The organism is Streptomyces sp. NPDC058579 (assembly GCF_042718575.1).
In the GTDB taxonomy this organism is placed as follows: domain Bacteria; phylum Actinomycetota; class Actinomycetes; order Streptomycetales; family Streptomycetaceae; genus Streptomyces.
Genome location: NZ_JBHXPI010000027.1, coordinates 38,868 through 58,072 on the forward strand (window position 1 = coordinate 38,868; position 19,205 = coordinate 58,072).

The window sequence follows — 19,205 nt, forward strand, 5'->3', positions numbered from 1 at the left end:
ACTCGTTCCTTACGCTGGCTCGGCCGTTCCGTAGACGGCCGGAAATCGCCCCCCACAGCACACCAGGAGCACCTCCCCATGGCCCCCACGAACGAACCGCGTACCAGTCGATTGCGCGCGTGGATGCTGGAGGGGTTGTCCGACATGGGCAAGGGCCGGCCGTCCGTCCCGAAGGCGCAGGCGGAGCCGGTGCACAAGGGGCAGCGGTGGTGGCGGGTGATGTGCCTGACCGGTGTCGACTACTTCTCCACCCTCGGTTACCAGCCAGGCATCGCCGCTCTGGCGGCGGGGCTGCTGTCCCCCGTGGCGACGGTCGTGCTCGTCATCGTGACCCTGGCCGGCGCGCTGCCGGTCTACCGGCGGGTGGCCGAGGAGAGCCCGCGCGGCGAGGGCTCGATCGCGATGCTGTCCCGGCTGCTGTCCTTCTGGAAGGGCAAGCTGTTCGTCCTGACCCTGCTGGGCTTCGCGGCGACCGACTTCCTGATCACGATCACCCTGTCCGCCGCGGACGCCTCGACCCACCTGGTGGAGAACCCGCATCTGTCGGAGGCCCTGCACGACAAGCAGGTCCTCATCACCATGGTCCTGATCGCGCTGCTCGGCGCGGTGTTCCTGAAGGGCTTCCTGGAGGCGATCGGCGTCGCCACCGCCCTGGTCGGCGTTTACCTCGCGCTCAACACGGTCGTCGTCGTGAGCGGCCTGTGGCACGTCCTGACCGAGGGTCATGTGGTCACGGACTGGACCACCGCGCTGACCGCCGAGCACGGCAACGTCTTCGCCATGATCGGTGTGGCTCTGCTCGTCTTCCCCAAGCTCGCGCTCGGCCTGTCCGGCTTCGAGACCGGCGTGGCCGTCATGCCGCACGTCGAAGGGGAGCCGGGCGACACGGAGGAGAAGCCCACGGGCCGCATCCGGGGCACGAAGAAGCTGCTGACGACCGCCGCCCTGATCATGAGCGTCTTCCTGATCAGCACCAGCTTCATCACCACGGTCCTCATCCCCCACGAGGAGTTCGAGCCCGGCGGCGAGGCCAACGGCCGCGCCCTGGCCTACCTGGCGCACGAGTACCTCGGCAACGCCTTCGGCACGGTCTACGACGTCTCGACCATCCTCATCCTGTGGTTCGCGGGCGCCTCCGCGATGGCGGGGCTGCTCAACCTCATGCCCCGCTACCTGCCGAAGTACGGCATGGCCCCGCACTGGGCGCGCGCGGTGCGGCCCATGGTCATCGTCTTCACCCTGGTCGCGTTCCTGGTGACGTGGATCTTCGACGCCGACGTGGACGCGCAGGGCGGCGCGTACGCGACCGGTGTCCTCGTCCTGATCTGCTCCGCGGCCATCGCGGTGACGATCGCGGCACGCAAGGCCGGCCAGCGCGGCTGGACCATCGGCTTCGGCGTCATCTCCGCCGTGTTCCTCTACACGACCGTCGTGAACATCATCGAGCGGCCCGACGGCGTCAAGATCGGCGCCTGCTTCATCGCCGGCATCATCCTGATCTCGCTGCTCTCCCGGCTCGGCCGCGCGTTCGAACTCCGCGTCACTCACGTCGAGCTGGACTCCATGGCGGAGCGCTTCATCCGCGACATCTCCCACCGCACCCCGCGGTTCATCGCCAACGAGCCCGACCACCGGGACCTCGCCGAGTACCGCGAGAAGATCGACCAGATCCGGACCGACAACGACCTCCCGACCACGGAGGACTTCGTCTTCGTCGAGGTCACCGTCACCGACCCGTCCGAGTTCGAGTCCGGCCTGACCGTCCGCGGCGAGGTCATGCACGGCCGCTACCGCGTTCTTACGGTGGAGAGCTCGTCCGTCCCCAACGCCCTGGCCGCGCTCCTCCTGCAGGCCCGCGACCTCACGGGCACCCGGCCGCACATCTACTTCGAGTGGACCGAGGGCAACCCGTTCGCCAACTTCCTGCGCTTCTTCCTCCTCGGCCAGGGCGAGGTCGCGCCGGTCACCCGCGAGGTCCTACGAGAAGCAGAACCCGACCGAAACCGCCGCCCCCGCGTCCACGTCGGCTGAGGCGGGGACACGGCGGGCGGGCGACGCCGGCTTCACTTCCGGCCGACGCCCGCGTACATCGCGACGTCCGGCGTCGGCGTCTCCGGCCGCCACGCGGAGCAGGACACCACGCCGGGTTCGAGCAGCTCCAGGCCGTCGAAGTAGCGGGCGACGGCGGCGGGGGTCCGCTGCGTGAGCTTCGGGGTGCCGTGCTCGTTCCAGAACGCCACCGCCGCGTCGACGTCCGGCATGTCGGGGTGCGTGACCGTGTGGGACAGGACGAGGTGGCTGCCGGGGGCGAGCGCGTCCATGAGCCGGCGGACGATCGCGTACGACTCCTCGTCGTCCTCGACGAAGATGACGACCCCGAGCAGCATCAGCGCGACCGGCTGCGAGAGGTCGAGCGTCTTCGCCGCGGCGGCCAGAATCGTGTCGACGTCCCGCAGATCGGCGTCCAGGTAGTCCGTCCGCCCCTCGGGCGTCCCGACAAGGAGAGCCCGGGCGTGCGCGAGCACGAGCGGATCGTTGTCCACGTACACGACCCGCGCGTCGGGGGCGACGCGCTGGGCGACCTCGTGCGTGTTGTCGGCACTCGGCAGCCCCGTCCCGACGTCCAGGAACTGCCGGATGCCCTCTTTCTCGGCCAGGTACCGCACGGCCCGCCCCAGGAACAGCCGGTCCGCCTTCGCGTACTCGCCGATCCCGGGATGCAACTCCCGGATCCGGTCACCGGCCTCCCGGTCGACCGGGTAGTTGTCCTTTCCGCCGGTCCAGTAGTTCCAGATCCGGGCAGTGTGCGGCCGGGAGGTGTCGATACGCGATTCGATGTCGGTCACGCCCTCAACGTATCGCAGCACCCCGGCGACAACTCCCCTACCCTGACGCCACTTTGACCCCGGCTTCATGTTGCCGGCCGGCGCGGTTCCAGTGCATCCGGGACCACGGCAGGGCCAGCTCGCTCTGGTCGGACACCTCGCGCGGCGCGAGGTCGGCGATGCGTGCGGCCTCGCCGTGCCGGGCGTAGACGGTGTCGACGTAGCGGTGGCCGGTGTCGGGGGCGATGAAGAGGACCGTCCGCTCGGGGGCGCGGTCGCGTTCGTGGCGGGCGGCCAGGTAGCCGGCGCCGGTCGACAGGCCCGCGAAGACCGCGTGCCGCCGCAGCAGGTCGACGCTGCCGGCCAGGGCCGCTTCGAAGGAGATCCAGTGCAGCGTGTCGTACAGCTCGTGCGAGACGTTCCCGAAGGGGATGGAGCTGCCGATCCCGGCGATGATGATCTCGGGGTCCGAGACGTGCTCGGCGCCGAAGGTGACGCTGCCGTAGGGCTGGACGCCCACGAGCTCGACGTCGGCAGGGCCGTCGGCAGCCGCGCGCAGGTAGCGGGCGAGGGCGCCCGTCGAGGCTCCCGAGCCGACCCCGCCGACGACGGTGAGGCGGTCCTCGCCGGTGGCCTCGCGGATCCGGTCGGCGATCGCTCGGTAGCCGAGGTAGTGGATGTCGTCGTGGTACTGCCGCATCCAGTGGTACTCGGGGTGTTCCGCCAGGATCTCGTGGATCCGCTCCACCCGCCGCTTCTGGTCGAGCTTGAGGTCGCTGCACGGCTCCATCTGCTCCAACGTGGCTCCGAGGATGGAGAGTTGGGTGCGCAGTGTGTGGTCGACCGTCGTCGAGCCGACGATGTGGCAGTGCATGCCGTGCCGGTGGCAGGCCAGGGCGAGGGCGTAGGCATAGATGCCGCTGGAGCTGTCGAGCAGTGTGTCCCCACGCCGTACGACTCCGGTGTCGAGCAGGTGGCGTACCGCCGCGAGCGCGGAGACCACCTTCATCGTCTCAAAGCGCAGGCAGACGAGCCGGTCGTCGAGACGTATCAGGTCCGGCCGGCCGATCGCCTCCGCGATGTGCTGGTCCATTCAGGATCTCCTTGGTGGTGGTGAAGGTCGTGAAGGCTCGGGTGGCGGGGATGCCGTGGGCGTCCAGGGCGCGCAGGCAGCTGCGCACGCGGTGCCGCAGACCCGGAGCGGCAGGATCGAAGAGGACGCCCGCCACCGCGCCGCTGTGCGCGATCTGGACACCCGCCGCCCCGACCCGCCGGGCGATGGCAGTCAGGGCATCGAACTCCGCGTGTTCAAGGACCTGTTGGCCGCGTCGGGCGCTTGCAGTGGCGACCTCGCCGAGCAGGTGGGCGTCGCCGGTGGCCACGGCGCGGCGCAACAGCGTGCGCAGCCGCTCGAATTCGCGGATGTCGGTATCGGCCGCCTCCCGCACGGGCAGCGAGAGCGTGTCCACGGGTGCGCCCCCGCCGAGTGTGCAGCCCACGACGACCAGCGGTGGCAGGGCCGGGCCCAGGACCTCCAGGACCCTGCCCTCTCGCTGGGCGAACAGCACCGGGCTGCCGTCCAGCATCAGCGGATCGCAGGCCAGCTCCGCCCGTACGGCGACCCGGGCGACCGTGTCGGGCGCCAACCGCAGCCCGTACGAATCCGCGACCGCGCGCACGGCGGCGATCACATCACTGGTCGAGCTGCCCATGCCAAGCCCCACGGGTATGTCGGACGTGAGCTGCAACTCCCCGCCGCAGGGCCGCGCTCCGGCTCGCTCCGCGCACTCGGCCACCGCGAGCGCCGCGGCCCGGGCGGCCTTCGTGCGGCCTGCGGGTACGACGGTCAGCGCCTCGGGCGCCGTGCCGGGCCGGCGGACGAACTCGGCGGTGCAGCCGGGGCCCGCCATGGGGAGCGTGACCAATCCCGCGCACCGGCGTCCGTCCGCGTCGAGGAAGACGCCCTGGAGGATCTCGCCGTGGTGGCAGGGGGCGTACCCGGTGCCGGTGGGAAGGACACCGGCACCGGATACGGCCGGGCGGGCGGCGGGGATCACGCGCCGCCCACCGTCCGGTAGCGGTACAGGATCGTCTCCTCGGCGCTGAACTGGGAGAACGGGAACGGCTCCGCGGACAGCGCGGTCACACCCGAGCCGAGGAAGGCACGGGCAACGGCGCTGCCGGTCTGCGCGTACACGATCAGCGGGACGCCCCGGGAGCGGCAGCGCTCCAGGATGGTGTCGAAGGAGCCGTTGCTCAGGGTCATTCCGGTGGCGACGACGGCCTCGGCGCTCTCCAGCACCTCGTGCATGTCAGCGGTGACCGGGTCGCCCCACTGGGTGGCCTTGAGGTTGAAGTCGCAGGGCAGCGGTTCGCCGCCGCGCTCGCGGATCGCCGCGACCAGCGGGTTCACGACACCGATGAGCCCGACCTTGGCGCCCTCCTCGATGTCCAGGAGGCCGGCGATGGCCGCGTCACGGGCCTTGGCGCGGACCTCCGGGGTGCCGGTCGGGAGGGCGATGGGCTCGGCGTCGCCCGCCTCGGCGGCCTCGCGGTGCGGGCGGGTCTCGGAGAGGTAGGCGTCGAGGGCGGCGATCCGCAGCGGGCGCGGGGCCTCGCGCAACAGGACGTCGAGCGGGGTGCCGGAGGAGTCGCGGCAGATCGACGGATCGATCTCGCCGGCCTCGAAGGCGCAGCCGCCGAAGGAGGCACCGAGGCGGACCAGGACGTACTGGTTGAGGTAGGTGGTGTCGCCGCCGGCCAGGCGGGTGCCGTGGTGGATCCAGAACACGCTGGTGGCGACGAGTTCGGAGGGGATCGGGCCTTGTTCGCCCGCGAGGACGGCCTCGATGAGCGCGTCGACGGTCGGGGCCGCGGTGGCAGTGGCAGTGTCGGTGGTGGACAGCGGGCTGGTTCGGTTCATGGGATGTCTCTTCTTCACAGGGCGGGTTGAGGTGTCGGCGCCTTCGCCGGGTCTTGTGCGCCGAGCGGGCCGCGGTAGGTGACCGCGGGGTTGCCCAGGGCGTCGGTGGTGAGTTCGGCGTCCACCTCGAAGACCTCGGCGAGCCGCTCGGCGGTCAGGACGGCGGTGGGGGTGCCGGAGGCGATCAGGCGGCCGTGGTGCACGAGCAGCAGCCGGTCGCAGTACCGGGCGGCGAGCGACAGGTCGTGCAGCGCGACCAGGACCGTCTGGTCGGTGCCGGTCAGCAGCTCCATCAGTTCCAACTGGTGTTTGACGTCGAGGTGGTTGGTGGGTTCGTCGAGGAGGAGCGCGTACGGCTGTTGGGCCAGCGCGCGGGCGATGTGGGCGCGCTGCCGTTCGCCGCCCGAGAGCGCCTTCCAGGATCGGTCGGCGAGCGCGGTGAGTCCGACGCGCTCCAGCGCGGCGGCGACCACCGCCCGGTCACCGGCGTCCGGTCCGCGCCAGCGGTCCCGGAACGGGGTGCGCCCCAGGCCCACGACATCGGCCACCCGCAGATCGCTGTCGGCGCCCGAGTCCTGTTCGACGAAGGCGACTTGGCGGGCGATGCGGCGCGCGCTCCAGTCCCGTACGGACTCGCCGTCGTAGCGGACCGTGCCCGCGTCGGGCGCCCTAAGTCCGGCCAGGCAGCGCAGCAGCGAGGACTTGCCCGAGCCGTTGGGGCCGAGCAGTCCGACGGTCTCGCCGGGGGCGATGTCCGCGCTGACCTCCCGTACGACCTGCGTGCCGGCCACCGACCAGCTCAACTCTTCGGCGGTGATCCTCACAGTTCACCCCTCTTGCGCAGGACGAGGAGGAAGAGCGGCACGCCGAGCAGGGCGGTGATCACGCCCACGGGGACCTCGCGGGGTGCGAACGCGATCCGGGCCAGCGCGTCCGTCCACACGAGGAACACCGCGCCCGCCAGCGCCGCGTACGGCAGCAGCACCCGGTGCAGCGGCCCGACGAGGAACCGCACCCCGTGGGGGACGATCAGCCCGACGAAGCCGATGGCGCCGACGGTGGCCACCGCCACCGCGGTCAGCGCGGCCGTGACCACGAGGAGGAACATCCTCGTCCGCCGTACGCCGATTCCGAGGGAGGCCGCGGTGTCGGTGCCGAACGCGAGCCCGTCGAGGGCGTTGGAGCACAGCCACGCCGCCGCCAGACCCAGCGGGGCGACGATCGCGCAGACCGCGACCGTGTCCCAGCGGGCCGGCGCCATCGAACCGAGCAGCCAGTGGGTGACGGCCCGCGTGGTGTCCGCGTCCGCCGAGGCCATCAGGACCAGCGAGGTCAGCGCGGTGAAGAGCTGACCGACCACCACTCCGGTGAGGACGATACGTACGGAGTCGAGGCCGGTCCGCCGCAGCAGGACGAGGAGCAGGCCGAACGAGAGCAGCGCGCCGGCGAGCGCACCGCCGGTGACCCCGAGCGTGCTCGCGCCGACCCCGAGGACGACCACGGTGACGGCTCCCGTCGACGCCCCCGAGGAGACACCGAGCAGGTAGGGGTCGGCGAGCGCGTTGCGGGTGACCGCCTGGAGCACCGCGCCGCACACGGCGAGAGAGGCGCCGACGAGGGCCGCCATGAGCACGCGCGGCAGCCGCAGATCCCAGATGAGGGAGTCCACCAGCGGGGCCAACGGCAGTACGTCCAGGCCGAGATGGGAGCCGATGACCCGGCCCAGGTCCGCCCAGCCCACGTCCGCGACACCGATACGCACGGCCGCCGCCACCGAGCCCACCAGGGCGCCCGCGGCGAGGAGGAAGAGGACCACCTGGGCCGCCGCGGACCGGCCCGGATGCCCGGCGCCGGGATGCCCGGCGGCGGGATGCCCGGCGGATCCGGCCGGGAGGGGCCGGGTGGTGACGGAGCCCGTCACCACCCGCCCGCGGGCCGCCGGCAGCAGCGGATCCACCGGCCCCCTAGGGGGCGCCGGGTCAGCGGACATACCCGAGGTCCTTCATGCCCTCGGCCAGCAGCCCCAGGGCGTGTACGGAGCGCACCGAGGGGTCCAGTTCGATGCCCGGCACGGTGAGGATCCTGTTGTCGCGGACCGCGGCCAGCTTGGAGATCACCGGGTGCCGGGTCATCGTGGTGCGCTTCTCGGCGGCGCTGTCGCCGGGCCGGCCGCGCTCGGACAGGTCGCCGATCACGATGAAGTCAGGGTCGCGCTCGGCGACTTCCTCCCAGGAGACCTCCGGCCAGTCCTCGTCGACGTCGTCGAAGGCGTTCTTCGCTCCGACGATCCGGCTCATCTCGCTCGGCAGGCCGGTCTTGCCCGCCACGTACGGCATGCCGTTGAAGACGGAGTAGAGGTAGACCACGGTCGGCTGGTCCGCGCCCTGGGGGACCTTGGCGGCGTTCTCCCCGGCCTTGGCCACGGCGGCGCGCTGGTCGGCGGCGAGCTTGCCGGCCCGGTCCTCGGCGCCGAACACCTTGCCGAGGTTCTCGTAGTCGGAGAAGAGCAGCTCGAAGGAGGTCTTGCCGGCCGGGTTCTGCTGCGGGCAGTCCACGGCGCTGACAAAGGTGGGGACCTTGAGGGCGCCCAGCTCCTCGCGGGTGCCGGCGCGGTCCTTGGTGTAGAGCTCCGTGGAGTCGGCGACGACGAAGTCGGGGGTGGCTGCGCGCAGTTGCTCGCCAGTGGCGATCTTCGGTGCGATGACCGGGACCTTGGCGTACGCGGCCTGGTACTTGGCGGGGATTTTCGTCTTGAGGTTGGCGGTTCCCGCCATCCGGTCCTGGAGACCGAGTTCGAGCAGGGTCTCGGTCGAGGTCTGGTCCAGGGCGACGGTCCGCTTGGGCGGCTCGGCGAAGGACACCTGTCGGCCGCAGCTGGTGACGGAGGCCGCCTTGGCGACGGGTTTGGTGTCCGCCTTCGAGCCGTGGTCGGCCGCCGTGGAGCAGCCCACGGTGGCGAGGGCGAGGGTCAGGGCGATGCCGAGGCGGGCGGGGTGGCGCATGGGTTCTCCGGTCTGGGAGGGCGGGCGTGGGCGTTGTCGTGCACCGGGCAGGACTGCCGCGTTCGAAAGGGTACTGTAATGGCATTCATTTTCATTAAGAACATCGGGGTGCGGATTTCCCAGCCGCTCCCCCGCCGCCTCCCCCGCCCCAAGGAGCGATCACACCGTGGCCACCACACCCGTGCCGACAACGGCCAAGACCGATGCCCCACCCCCGCGTTCGGTCCTCCGGGACCCCGCGTTCCTGCGCCTGTGGACGGGCACCACCGCCTCCGGACTCGCGACGTGGGCCCTGCCCTTCGTCCTAGGGCTCGCCGTGCTCCACCGCGACCTCGGCGCCGCCGGTCTCGGCCTGGTCCTCGCCGCCCGCACCGCCGGCTTCCTCGCCGCCGTCGCCGTCGGCGGCGTACTGGCCGACCGGCACTCCAGGCGCGCGGTCGTCCTCTGGTCCGGCCTCGCGGCGGCTGTCGCCGCGCCCCTCCTCGCCGCCGGGCTCGGCCGCTCGCTCGTGCTGATGACGGTCGCCGCCGCCCTCGCCGGCGCCGGCCAGGGCGCCTGCCGCCCGGCGTTCCAGGCGCTCACGGCCGAGACCGTCGATCCCGAGCGCCGCCAGCAGGCCAACGCCGCCATGACCATGGCGGTACGCAGCTCCACGCTCGCCGGACCCGCCCTGACCGCGCTGCTCGCGGCCTTCCTCGACGTCTGGACGCTGCTCCTCGGCATCGGCCTGCTCTGGCTGGTCGCCGCGCTCGTCCCGGGCAAGGGCGCCGCCGCGCACGCCACGACCACGGACCCGGCCGCCGAGCCCGCCCCGCGCGCCGGCTTCCGCGTCGAGTTCCTGGAGGGCATACGCGAGGCCCGCCGCCACCCCTGGTTCCTGGCCGGACTGGGCGCCCTCGTCGCCGTCATCGCCCTCGGCTACTCCGCCACCAGCGTCGCGCTGCCCCTGATCAGCCGGGACCGCTACGACACCGAGTGGGTCCTGGCCGCCGCCATGACCGCGTACACCGTCGGCGCGCTCGGCGGGGCCCTGGTCATCGCCCGCTGGCGGCCGCGCTCGCAGGGCTGGGCGGCCTTCGCCGGGCTCGCCGTGTACGGCTTCGCACCGCTGAGCCTGATGCTGCCCGTGCACCCGGTCGTAGTCGTCGCCGCGTACGCCGTCGCCGGGATCGGGATCGAGCTGTTCAACGTCCCCTGGTTCACGGCCACTCAGCGCGAGGTCGCCCCGGACAAGCTGGCCCGCGTCTCCTCGCTGGACTTCCTCGTCTCCTACGGCCTCGCGCCCGTCGGCCTGGCCCTGATCGCCCCGGCCATCGACGCGTTCGGGGTCACGTCCGTACTCGCCGCGTGCGCCGCCGCCTGCTTCCTCGTACCGGCCGCAGCGGCGCTCGTACCCACCGCCCGCCACTTCGCGCGGACGGCCCCGGCGACGAAGGCGTGACAACGGAGAGGACACGGAGGCTGCCGGTGCCGCCGGGCCTGCCTGTCGCACCGCGCGGGGGATGATGGGGAGGCATTGACGGAAGCGAGGTCAGGAGCATTCATGGCGAAGCCGGTTCACCAGCCCCGTGAGGACGCGGAGTTCGATTTCATCCTCGGGATGAGCCGAGTCCCGGTCTTCGCGTACTTCACCGGGACATGGCCCAAGGCGATCGAGGCCTGCCGGGCGATGGACCTCGTTGTGGGTGCCATCGCCGACGAGTACACGGGCCGCATGACGGCCGTCCGTACCGACATCACGCGCTGTCCGGCCGCGACCGTACGCTACGGGATCACCGGAGCCCCGTCCTACGTCCTGCTCAAGGAGGGAGAGGCGGTGGCGCACGGCACAGGGCCTACGACCATCGCCGAGGTACGGGAGATCCTGGACGCCCACCTCTGAGCGGCAGCCGCAGTGCCCCGGCCGCGCCCTTGTGGTGCATGCCGACCCCGCCGGCCCCGGCCGGCGGGCGGCGGTGCGGCCGATGCCTCAGGGTTTGCGGGCGTGCAGGACGTGGGCGCCCAGGGCGAGCGGTGTCGTGCCGACGAGTTCGAGGCCGTGGTCTTCGAGCAGCCGGGCGTAGTGGTCGGCCGTGCGCTCGCGGCCTCCGGTGTTGCACATCATGTGGAGGTCCCACGCGGTGGCGAGCGACGGGGTGGCGTCGGCCGGCAGGAGGCGTTCGACGATGAGGAGGTCTGCGTGCGGGGGCATGGCGTCGGCGCAGTGCCGCAGGATGCTCCGGCAGCGGTCGTCGTCCCAGTCGTGCAGGACCCGGGAAAGGATGTAGACGTCGCCGCCCGGGGGTACGTCCGAGAAGTCGCCCGCCCGGAAACCGCACCGCTCGCCCGCGTCGGTGGCGGCCAGGTAGGTGCGGGCCGCCTCCAGGACCTGGGGGCGTTCGAGGAGGATGCCGCGCAGGGCGGGGTGGGCGGTCAGGATGCGCGCGAGGAGTTCTCCGGTGCCGCCTGCGATGTCGACCACGGTACGAGGGTGGCCGGGGGCGGTGGCGGCGGCGGTCAGGACCGGGTGCGCAGGAAGGGCGTCGAACATGGCGGCGCTCGACACCATGGACTGGTCGAAGAGGGTGGCGAGTTCGGGGTCGCGGGCGAAGTGGTCGAAGTGGTTCTCGCCGTAGAGGTGCTCGAAGCCCGGTTGTCCGCTGCGCACGGTGTGGGTCAGGTGCGCGAACGACTGGTAGAAGGGGCCGCTGTACATCAGCGCCAGGGGCCGCATCGAGCCCGGGGCCTCCGCGTCCAGGAGTGCGCCGACGCCGGTGAGGCGGAACCCGTCGGGGCCTTCGGAGACCACACCGAGCATGGCGAGGTACCGCAGCAGGGTCGCCAGGCTCTGCGGGTCGGCACCGACGGCCCGCGCCAGCTCCGAACTGTCCACCCCCGTTTGCCCGTTCATTGCCTCCGGTAGCCGAAGCCGCGCGCAGGCCGCCAGGGCCTGGGTGGTCCAGGCACCGGTAAGCAGCCACAGGAGGGTTTCCGCCGGTCGCGGTCGGGTGTTGTAGCGGCCGAGGTGTTCGGTCAGTACGTCACGGTGGTCGCCGCTCGCGTACAACTCCACGCGTCGGTACGCCGTCTTCGTGTCGGCGGGGGCCGTGAAGTAGAACACCGTGCCGTCCTCGTGCGGGTTGTAGCCGCCCCCGTCGGCTCCCGCGCCATGCCGCCCGAAGCTCGCCAACAGCCCGCGCAGCACCAGCGGGTCGGGCCGCGCGACATCGAAGGCGAGGTGCGCCTCGTGGTCCAGGTGGCGTTCCTCGGCTGCGATCCCGGACAGCCCGGAACCCGGCGGCACCGTCAGCGCGAACACCTCCACCGCCCGGTCTTCATCCCCCGGGCCGCGGACCAGGGGACGGAGAATCCTTACGTCAAGATCCAAGGGATCGCGGCGGTGGCGTGAGGCGAGGCGTCCGCGCACGACGACACTGGGTTGCGTCTGCGTGTCGGCGAGCAGCCCGCACGCCGCCAAGTCCCTTCGCAGCGAGGGCTCGTCGGGCGGGAACACGAGCACGGCGGCGTGCGCGAAGCGGCACTGGTCCGTCAGCGCCCGCAGTTCGGGACCGTCGAGACCGGGCAGCACGCGTGAGAGCAGGACGGACGTGTCCTGCTCCCGGACGAATGCGGCCGTCGCGCTCAGCCGCTCCGCGTCGGAGCCGGCGTTCACCGTCGTCGTGGTCGCGGCTGCGGGCATGGTGAAGGGAGGTTCGGAGTGCATTCCCTGTCCGTGTGTGAAGGAGGAAGCCCCGCGCCCGGCACCGGGGCATGCCGTGCGCAGGCACGGGCAGCCCAGGGCCTGGCCCGGAACGGGACGAATGAAGAGAAGTAAGGAAGAAGGAGGAAGAAGAAGGACGGAAGAGTCGGTCAGATGCCGACGTAGTTCTCGGCGAACCAGTCCTGTTGGGCGCGTGACGTGCGCAGCGAGGCGAGCCGGGAGAGGCGCAGGCGCTCCTGGAAGAGGGAGGCGCCCTCGGCATCCGGGACGTCGTGCAGGAGGCGGATCATCCAGTGCGAGAACTCCTGCGCACGCCAGATGTGCGTCAGGCAGCGCTCCGAGTAGGAGGAGAGTGGCCCGGGATCGCCGTGAGCGAGGGCATCGGTCAGGGCCTGGGCCAGGATCTCCGCCTCGAGGACCGCGAGGTTCGCGCCCTTCGCGGCGGACGGGCTGATGAGGGCGGCGGCGTCGCCCACCAGGAACAGCGAGCCGTGGCGCAGCGGTTCGAGCACGTCGGATTCGAGGTCGATGACAGCGCGCTGGACCACGCGGCCGCGCAGCAGGGGGCCGTACTCGGTCGCGCGCATGCGGAGGTCGAGTTCGTCCCAGACGCGGTCCTCGCTCCAGGCCTCGGCCCGGGTCCCGCGTTCGCACTGCAGGTAGTAGCGGGTGATCTCGGCGGAGCGGGCCATGTGCCCCGCGAATCCGCGCGGGTGGGTCGCGTAGCCCACGGCGTCCAGGCTCGGCGGCGCCTCGGCGAGAAGCCCCAGCCAGGACACGCCGTGGTCGCGGTGGTGGCGCCGGACCGCGCCGGGCGGTAGCGAGCGCCGCCCCGCGCCGTGGCGGCCGTCGCAGGCGGCGACGTACCGTGCCCGCCACCGTCCGGGGCGCCCGTCCGCCTCCCGTACGGTCACCGTGGGCGTGGAGCCGTCCGCGTCGGATACGGCGACGGCTTCGGTGCCGAAACGGATCCGGCCCCCGGCGTCGACGTACTGCGCCAGGAGGTCGGAGACCAGTTCGTGCTGGGGATAGACGGTGTGCGGCTCACCCCGGCCGAGCTGTCGGTAGTCCAGGCGGAAGCGGCCGTCCTCGGTACGGAACTCACAGACGCTGTGCTCCTGTCCGCGCCGGCGCAGGCCCTCGTCCAGACCGTTGCGTTCCAGGATCCGCACGGTGTTGGCGGCGAGGAAGCCCGCCCGCGCGCGGTTCTGGACGTGCTCACGATCGGCACGTTCCAGCACGACACAGTCGATGCCGTTGCGAAGTAAGAGGTTCCCCAGGACCAGGCCGGCCGGGCCGGCCCCGAGGATGACCACATCAGCCGAGTCCTGGTCGGACCGGGCGTACTGACTCTCTGTCACAACAGTGGATCTTAAGCACTGGAAAATATGTGGACAGTCAAATATCACCCGAATGCGCGCGTGACGCGAAAAGGATTCTCCCCAGTCCGGGGAGGGACGCGGACGAGATCAGCGACCTTCATCGGGCGGGCAGTTGCACCGCAACGAGGACGTTCCCGTACAGGTCTTCGAAATGCAGGGAACGGCTGTCGGCCTCCTCTCGCTCGTCCCACACCCGCACGCCGTGTGCGCGCAGGTGGTCGGCGGTCTTCTGCACGTCGGTCGTGTACAGGACGAGCAGGGGTTGGCCGCCGCACTGACGGCCGATCAGGTCGCGCTCCTGGTCCGTGGTCGCGGGCATCAGCCAGAGGCCCGCCGGTGCCGGGCCGGGCAGGCCGATGTGCAGGTAGCGGTAGCCGTCAGCCGTCTCGTCGTGCAGGACCGCGAAGCCCAGGACGTCCCGGTAGAAGGCCAGGGCGGGTTCGGTGTCCGCGACGAGCACCACCATGCGGCCGAGCGCGGAGAAGAGCGGGTTCTGATCGGGAGTGGGACTCATGGGGGTGGAACCTCCGGGTGGGGGCGGTGCGTCGGGTCGGCCGGTCATTCGACGCCCAGCAGTCGCCGCCGGTCGTCGGGGCGGGAGGCGAATTCCGCGCAGGGCGCCCGGTGGACGATGCGCCCCTTCTGCATGACGGCCACGTTCTCGGCGACCGAGAGGGCGAGGCCCAGGTTCTGCTCGACGAGGACGACCGTCATGCCCTGCGCACTCACCTCGCGGACCACCTCGCCCACTTGGGCGACGATCGCGGGGGCGAGGCCGTCGGACGGCTCGTCGAGGAGCAGCAGCCGCGGATTTCCCAGCAGGGCCCGGGCGATCGCGAGCATCTGCTGCTCTCCTCCGGAGAGTTGGTCACCGCGGTGCCCGAGCCGCTCCCCCAGCCTCGGCAGCAGGTCGAGGATCCGGGCCCGGGTCCACGGCCCCCGCGCGGGGCGCCGCGCGGCGATCGCGAGGTGCTCCGCCACGGTCAGCGGCGCGAAGACCCGGCGCCCCTGCGGTACGACACCCACGCCGGCGCAGGCGATCACATCGACGCGTGCCCCGGCGATCTCCCGGCCGTCGACGGTGACGCTGCCTCCGTACGGCCGGACGAAACCCATCACGGTCGAGATGAGGGTGGTCTTCCCGACCCCGTTGCGCCCGAGTACGGCGAGGATTCCGCCCGGTTCGAGGTCGAGGTCGACACCGTCGAGGACGACGCCCCCGGCGTAACCGGAGCGCAGGTCGCGCACGCTGAAGAACGGTTTCACGAGGAGACCTCCACGGTGCCCAGGTAGGCGCTCTGGACCTCGGCGGAGGCCCGCACCTCGTCCGGGGAGCCGGTCTTGAGGTGTTTGCCGAGGTGCATGACGCTCACGGTGTCGGCGAGTTCGAAGACCATGTCGAGGTCGTGTTCGATGAGGAGGACCGTCACCTCCCGGGGCAGGGCGGCGATCAGCTCCGTCAGCCGCTCCGTCTCCGCCGGCGACATGCCGGCGGCCGGTTCGTCCAGGAGCAGCAGCCGGGGTTCGGTGGCCAGCGCGACGGCGACTTCCAGCTGCCGCCGTTCACCGTGCGAGAGCTCGGCCGCCGGGAGGTCGTGCCGGGTGGGCAGGCCCACGCGTTCGAGCAACGTGCGGGCCTGCGCGATCGCCGACGCGCGGGCACTCACCTTGCGCCAGCCGCCGAGTCCCGTACCGGTCCGGCGCAACACGGCGAGCAGGACGTTCTCCAGCACGGTCTCCCGCATGAAGAGACTGGAGTGCTGGAAGGTCGCGGCGGCGCCGAGCCCGACCCTGCGGTGCACGGGCAGCCGGGTCACGTCCTGTCCGTCGAGGAGGATGGATCCGGAGCTGGCGGGCAGGGTGCCGGAGACGAGGCCGAACAGGGTCGACTTGCCCGCGCCGTTCGGGCCGATGACAGCGTGTCGCGCGCCGGCCCGCACGGCGAGGGAGACCTCGTCGACGGCTGTGAAGGACCCGAAGTGCTTTGACAGCTGGCGTAGTTCGAGTAGATCGCGATCGGTCACGCCGCCTTCTTCCGGGTCGGCCTGTGCGGAAGCCGTACGCCGGCCAGTCCGCGGGGCAGTGTGTAGACGGCGATGACGAAGAGCAGCCCGAGCAGCAACGGCCCGCGTCCGGCGACCGCTTCGAGGTTTCCGAGGTAGTCGCGGGTGAGCCAGATGAGGGCGGCCGCGGCGCACGTCCCCCGTAGCGAGCCCGAGCCGCCGATGACGACGGCCAGCAGGGCCAGGGCGGCGATCTCGAATCCCGCGTCGCCCGGCGAGACGAAGCGCTGCACCGAGACCCACAGCGAACCGGCGGCGCCGGCGAGCGCCGCGGCGCCGCAGTAGACGGTCAGGGCGTACCGCCGGGTGGGGTAGCCGATCGCCTTCATACGGGCCTCGTTGTCGCGGATGCCGCGCAGGGCGAGGGCGAACGGTGTCTTGCCCAGGCGGGTGACGGCCGCGAAGAGCAGCAGGAACACGGTCAGCACATAGAAGTAGACCAGCCCGTCGAGTTCCAGCGCGGGCATGCCGGGCAACGGTACGACGGGCGGGATGCCCGACACTCCGTCGGTGCCGTTGGTCAGCGACTTCCAGTTGACGGCGGCGCTGTAGGCGATCTCGCCGATGGCCAGTGTCAGCATCAGGAAGACCACGCCGCGGGCCCGGACGGCGAGCCACCCGGTCGGCACGGCCACCAGCGCGGAAACCCCTGCGGCGATGAGGAGTTGGAGTGTCCCGACGTCGGTGAGTCTCGTGGCGACGATCGCCCCGGTGTAGGCGCCGACGCCGAAGTAGGCCGACTGGCCGAGGGTCGGCAGTCCGGTCAGGCCGGTGAGGAGGTGCACGCTCATGGCGAGCAGAGCGAACACGAGGATCCGCGACAGGGTGCCGATGGCGTACGGGCCGAGGAGGAAGGGGGCCAGCGTGAGCGCGAGCAGGACGGCGGCGACAGGGAGCCGCCGTACGACGGTCCCAACGGTACGGACAGCGCCGGTGGTGCCGGCGGTTCGGGGAGTGCTCATGTGCGCACCGCCGACGAGACGAGGCCGTGCGGGCGGAACACGAGCACCAGCAGCATGGTGCCGAAGAGGAGGAAGGGGGCGTACTCCGGGAGCAGTGCCACGCCGAGTGTCTGCACCTGGCCGATGAGCAGCGCCCCGGCGAGCGCTCCGCGCACGGATCCGAGGCCGCCGACGACCACGACGACGAGCGAGAGGACGAGGACGCTTTCGTCGACGCCCGGCCCGGGGCCGAGGATCGGTGCGCCGAGGACCCCGCCGACCGCCGCCAGGGCGGCGCCGAACGCGAAGACTCCGTAGAGCACCTTGCGGATGTCGACGCCCTGCGCGCGGACCATGTCCCGGTCCGCGACGGTGGCCCGTACGAGTGCGCCGAGCGAGCTGCGTTCGAAGACGAGGTACACGACGAGAGCCAGACCCGCCGCGACGCCGATGAACACCAGCCTGTACACGGGATATGTGTGGCCGAGGAGGTCCACCGTCCCGCGCAGCGGCGCCGGCGGGTCCGTGGGCAGTACCTCGCCGCCGAAGGTCGCGGCGAGGAGGTCGGCGACGATGAACGTGATGCCCAGCGTGAGCACCGCCTGGTCCAGGTGCCCACGCCGGGCCAGCGGCTGGGTGAGCAGTGTCAGGGCCGCTCCCCCGAGGGCGCCCGTCAGGGCGCCGGCCGTCAGGGCGAGGAGCAGACCCGTCACGCTGCCGTCGGACAGGGTGTAGGCGATGTAGGCCCCGGCGAGGTACAGCGTGCCGTGCGCCAGGTTGAGGACGTCCATCATGCCGAAGACCAGGGAGAGGCCGACCGCGATCGTGAAGAGCAGCAGTCCGAACGCGACTCCGTCGACGACGCTGACGACGTTGCCGTCCAGCCATCCGAACATCTCAGCCGCCCAGCCGGCCGAGGTCGCCGACGACGGTGTTGGCCCCCTGCTTGACCTCGCGCAGGTACCAGGGCTGGATCGGTGTGCCGCCGCCGTTGAACCGCCAGGTGCCCCGCGGGCTGTCGATGTCCCCCACCGTGGCGATCGCGGCGTTGACCGATTCCGGGGTCACGGTGCCACCGGCGGCCTTGATCGCCTTGTCGAGCACCTGCGCCGCGTCCCATGACGCCATCGCGTACGTGGTCGGGGCCGTGCCGTAGGCGGACCGGTAGGCAGGCGCGAACTTCTTGTTGGCGGCGTTGTCCAGGTCCGCGCTGTAGTTGAGCGCGGTGAGGATGCCGGTGGCCGCGTCTCCCTGCCCCTTCAGTACGCCGCCTTCGGTGAGGAAACCGGGCGCGTAGAGGGGGATCTTGCCGGCAAGTCCGAAGTCCCGGTACTGCTTCACGAAGTCGACGGCCGCACCGCCGGCGTAGAAGCAGAACACCGCCTTCGCTCCGGAGTTCTGGATCTGTGCGAGGTAGGGCTGGAAGTTCTTGGTGCCGGGGAACGGTGTGTAGACCTCCTCGCCCGCGATCTTGCCGCCGGCGGGGAGGAAGGTGGACTTGAAGCCTTCGACCTCGTCCTTGCCCGCCTGGTAGCCCGCGGCGATGAGGAAGACGGGACCGTCGGCCTTCTCGGCGACGTGCTTGCCCAGCGCCTTGCCGGGCTCGTCGTTGACGTACGAGGTGCGCCAGATGTACTCGGTCCCGGAGAGGTTGGTCGGCGAGGCGTTCGAGCCGACGAGCGGGACCTTGCTGGTCTCGAACAGGTCCTTGACCCCGTTGATGGTGGCCGAGCTCACCACCCCGCTGACCGCGAGCACCCGGTCCTGCTTGACCAGCTTCTCCGCCGCCGCCTTGCCCGAGTCGGCGGTCTCCCCCTCGTCCGCGACGACGATCTCCACCTCGCGGCCGCCGAGCCTGCCGCCGTGCTGTCGGACGTAGAGCTCGAAGCCCTGCTTCATGTCGTCGCCGAGCGCCTTGTAGATCCCGGACTGCGGGACGAGGAGCCCTATCTTCACCGGCCCGCTCTGCTGCTTGCCGTCGCCGTTCCCGAGGCTGGAACCACCGCACGCCGTGGCCAGCAAGAGGCCCGTGGTGACGGTGATGAGAGCTACGGGGCGAAATCGACCTGCCATGGTGACTCCGTACGTTGTCAACCGGACCTGGCGGACCGGATGTTGCTGATGCGGATGGTGTGGGGGACGCCGACCGATGTGGACCGTTCCGGGGCGGCCGGGCGCGGGCCTGGATGCCCGACGCGTCGCCGACCGGGTGGGATCGAAGCCGCCGCCGGTGTCCGAGGCGCATCTGAGCGCCGACCGCCGACTCTTCGACGGGCTCTCGTCCCCCTGGGGCAGTACCTGAGGTGACACGTATCTATCGCGACATTGCGACGCTCGTCAAGAGATCTCGACATTACTGCCCGAAGTTG

General features: G+C 71.4%; 18 protein-coding genes. 3 read left to right on the forward strand and 15 right to left on the reverse strand.

What is annotated here, in order from left to right:
• Window positions 1-78 precede the first annotated feature (78 nt).
• Complete coding sequence (locus tag ACFWRO_RS25585; protein ID WP_384513610.1) at window positions 79-2,031, forward strand: amino acid transporter; 1,953 nt, start codon at window positions 79-81, stop codon at window positions 2,029-2,031.
• Between the two features lie 32 nt (window positions 2,032-2,063).
• Here the strand turns inward: ACFWRO_RS25585 and ACFWRO_RS25590 are convergent, their stop codons facing one another.
• The 7 genes from ACFWRO_RS25590 to ACFWRO_RS25620 are packed head-to-tail and all read right to left on the reverse strand — an operon-like array spanning window position 2,064 to window position 8,750.
• Complete coding sequence (locus ACFWRO_RS25590) at window positions 2,064-2,846, reverse strand: SAM-dependent methyltransferase (RefSeq protein ID WP_384513612.1); 783 nt, start codon at window positions 2,844-2,846, stop codon at window positions 2,064-2,066.
• Between the two features lie 37 nt (window positions 2,847-2,883).
• Window positions 2,884-3,918 (reverse strand): pyridoxal-phosphate dependent enzyme, encoded by a 1,035-nt coding sequence (locus ACFWRO_RS25595; RefSeq protein ID WP_384513614.1) that lies wholly within the window; start codon window positions 3,916-3,918, stop codon window positions 2,884-2,886.
• Entirely contained in the window at window positions 3,839-4,882 is a 1,044-nt protein-coding gene (locus ACFWRO_RS25600; RefSeq protein WP_384513616.1) for a GHMP kinase, read from the reverse strand. The genes ACFWRO_RS25595 and ACFWRO_RS25600 overlap by 80 nt, the downstream gene beginning before the upstream one ends.
• Window positions 4,879-5,748, reverse strand: a complete 870-nt coding sequence (locus ACFWRO_RS25605; protein WP_384513618.1) for a Rossmann-like domain-containing protein — start codon at window positions 5,746-5,748, stop codon at window positions 4,879-4,881. Before ACFWRO_RS25605 ends, ACFWRO_RS25600 begins: the two co-directional genes overlap by 4 nt.
• Before the next feature lie 14 nt (window positions 5,749-5,762).
• Window positions 5,763-6,572 carry an ABC transporter ATP-binding protein gene (locus ACFWRO_RS25610; protein ID WP_384513620.1) on the reverse strand — a complete coding sequence of 270 codons (810 nt, stop codon included), beginning with the start codon at window positions 6,570-6,572 and terminating at the stop codon, window positions 5,763-5,765.
• Window positions 6,569-7,738 carry a FecCD family ABC transporter permease gene (locus ACFWRO_RS25615; protein WP_384513622.1) on the reverse strand — a complete coding sequence of 390 codons (1,170 nt, stop codon included), beginning with the start codon at window positions 7,736-7,738 and terminating at the stop codon, window positions 6,569-6,571. Before ACFWRO_RS25615 ends, ACFWRO_RS25610 begins: the two co-directional genes overlap by 4 nt.
• Window positions 7,728-8,750, reverse strand: coding sequence for an ABC transporter substrate-binding protein (locus ACFWRO_RS25620; protein ID WP_384513624.1), 1,023 nt, complete (start codon window positions 8,748-8,750; stop codon window positions 7,728-7,730). The genes ACFWRO_RS25615 and ACFWRO_RS25620 overlap by 11 nt, the downstream gene beginning before the upstream one ends.
• 166 nt (window positions 8,751-8,916) lie before the next feature.
• Here ACFWRO_RS25620 and ACFWRO_RS25625 point away from each other — a divergent pair, with 166 nt between their 5' ends.
• Window positions 8,917-10,191, forward strand: coding sequence for an MFS transporter (locus ACFWRO_RS25625; protein WP_384513626.1), 1,275 nt, complete (start codon window positions 8,917-8,919; stop codon window positions 10,189-10,191).
• Window positions 10,192-10,293: 102 nt separating this feature from the next.
• Window positions 10,294-10,632, forward strand: coding sequence for a thioredoxin family protein (locus ACFWRO_RS25630; RefSeq protein WP_384513628.1), 339 nt, complete (start codon window positions 10,294-10,296; stop codon window positions 10,630-10,632).
• Between the two features lie 87 nt (window positions 10,633-10,719).
• Here ACFWRO_RS25630 and ACFWRO_RS25635 read toward each other — a convergent pair whose 3' ends face one another.
• From ACFWRO_RS25635 to ACFWRO_RS25670, 8 genes are all read right to left on the reverse strand, one after another.
• Window positions 10,720-12,453, reverse strand: a complete 1,734-nt coding sequence (locus tag ACFWRO_RS25635) for a methyltransferase (protein ID WP_384513630.1) — start codon at window positions 12,451-12,453, stop codon at window positions 10,720-10,722.
• 146 nt (window positions 12,454-12,599) lie between these two features.
• The gene (locus ACFWRO_RS25640; protein WP_384513632.1) at window positions 12,600-13,811 is read right to left on the reverse strand and encodes a 4-hydroxybenzoate 3-monooxygenase; all 1,212 of its coding nucleotides are present in this window, start codon (window positions 13,809-13,811) and stop codon (window positions 12,600-12,602) included.
• 118 nt (window positions 13,812-13,929) lie between these two features.
• Window positions 13,930-14,346 carry a VOC family protein gene (locus tag ACFWRO_RS25645; protein WP_384513634.1) on the reverse strand — a complete coding sequence of 139 codons (417 nt, stop codon included), beginning with the start codon at window positions 14,344-14,346 and terminating at the stop codon, window positions 13,930-13,932.
• Window positions 14,347-14,390: 44 nt separating this feature from the next.
• On the reverse strand, window positions 14,391-15,098 hold the full coding sequence (locus ACFWRO_RS25650) for an ABC transporter ATP-binding protein (protein WP_384513636.1): 708 nt from the start codon (window positions 15,096-15,098) through the stop codon (window positions 14,391-14,393).
• Window positions 15,095-15,856, reverse strand: coding sequence for an ABC transporter ATP-binding protein (locus ACFWRO_RS25655; protein ID WP_384513638.1), 762 nt, complete (start codon window positions 15,854-15,856; stop codon window positions 15,095-15,097). Before ACFWRO_RS25655 ends, ACFWRO_RS25650 begins: the two co-directional genes overlap by 4 nt.
• Window positions 15,853-16,857 carry a branched-chain amino acid ABC transporter permease gene (locus ACFWRO_RS25660; RefSeq protein WP_384513640.1) on the reverse strand — a complete coding sequence of 335 codons (1,005 nt, stop codon included), beginning with the start codon at window positions 16,855-16,857 and terminating at the stop codon, window positions 15,853-15,855. Before ACFWRO_RS25660 ends, ACFWRO_RS25655 begins: the two co-directional genes overlap by 4 nt.
• The gene (locus ACFWRO_RS25665; protein ID WP_384513642.1) at window positions 16,854-17,732 is read right to left on the reverse strand and encodes a branched-chain amino acid ABC transporter permease; all 879 of its coding nucleotides are present in this window, start codon (window positions 17,730-17,732) and stop codon (window positions 16,854-16,856) included. Before ACFWRO_RS25665 ends, ACFWRO_RS25660 begins: the two co-directional genes overlap by 4 nt.
• A 1-nt stretch (window position 17,733) precedes the next feature.
• The gene (locus ACFWRO_RS25670; RefSeq protein WP_384513644.1) at window positions 17,734-18,909 is read right to left on the reverse strand and encodes an ABC transporter substrate-binding protein; all 1,176 of its coding nucleotides are present in this window, start codon (window positions 18,907-18,909) and stop codon (window positions 17,734-17,736) included.
• Between the last annotated feature and the right edge of the window lie 296 nt (window positions 18,910-19,205).

What these genes read in the sequence shown, in the direction of transcription:
- ACFWRO_RS25595 (WP_384513614.1), bottom strand. Translation starts at nt 3,918, where the DNA reads ATGGACCAGCACATCGCGGAGGCGATCGGCCGGCCGGACCTGATACGT.
- ACFWRO_RS25630 (WP_384513628.1), top strand. Translation starts at nt 10,294, where the DNA reads ATGGCGAAGCCGGTTCACCAGCCCCGTGAGGACGCGGAGTTCGATTTC.
- ACFWRO_RS25585 (WP_384513610.1), top strand. Translation starts at nt 79, where the DNA reads ATGGCCCCCACGAACGAACCGCGTACCAGTCGATTGCGCGCGTGGATG.
- ACFWRO_RS25615 (WP_384513622.1), bottom strand. Translation starts at nt 7,738, where the DNA reads ATGTCCGCTGACCCGGCGCCCCCTAGGGGGCCGGTGGATCCGCTGCTG.
- ACFWRO_RS25620 (WP_384513624.1), bottom strand. Translation starts at nt 8,750, where the DNA reads ATGCGCCACCCCGCCCGCCTCGGCATCGCCCTGACCCTCGCCCTCGCC.
- ACFWRO_RS25605 (WP_384513618.1), bottom strand. Translation starts at nt 5,748, where the DNA reads ATGAACCGAACCAGCCCGCTGTCCACCACCGACACTGCCACTGCCACC.
- ACFWRO_RS25635 (WP_384513630.1), bottom strand. Translation starts at nt 12,453, where the DNA reads ATGCACTCCGAACCTCCCTTCACCATGCCCGCAGCCGCGACCACGACG.
- ACFWRO_RS25660 (WP_384513640.1), bottom strand. Translation starts at nt 16,857, where the DNA reads ATGAGCACTCCCCGAACCGCCGGCACCACCGGCGCTGTCCGTACCGTT.
- ACFWRO_RS25665 (WP_384513642.1), bottom strand. Translation starts at nt 17,732, where the DNA reads ATGTTCGGATGGCTGGACGGCAACGTCGTCAGCGTCGTCGACGGAGTC.
- ACFWRO_RS25670 (WP_384513644.1), bottom strand. Translation starts at nt 18,909, where the DNA reads ATGGCAGGTCGATTTCGCCCCGTAGCTCTCATCACCGTCACCACGGGC.
- ACFWRO_RS25645 (WP_384513634.1), bottom strand. Translation starts at nt 14,346, where the DNA reads ATGAGTCCCACTCCCGATCAGAACCCGCTCTTCTCCGCGCTCGGCCGC.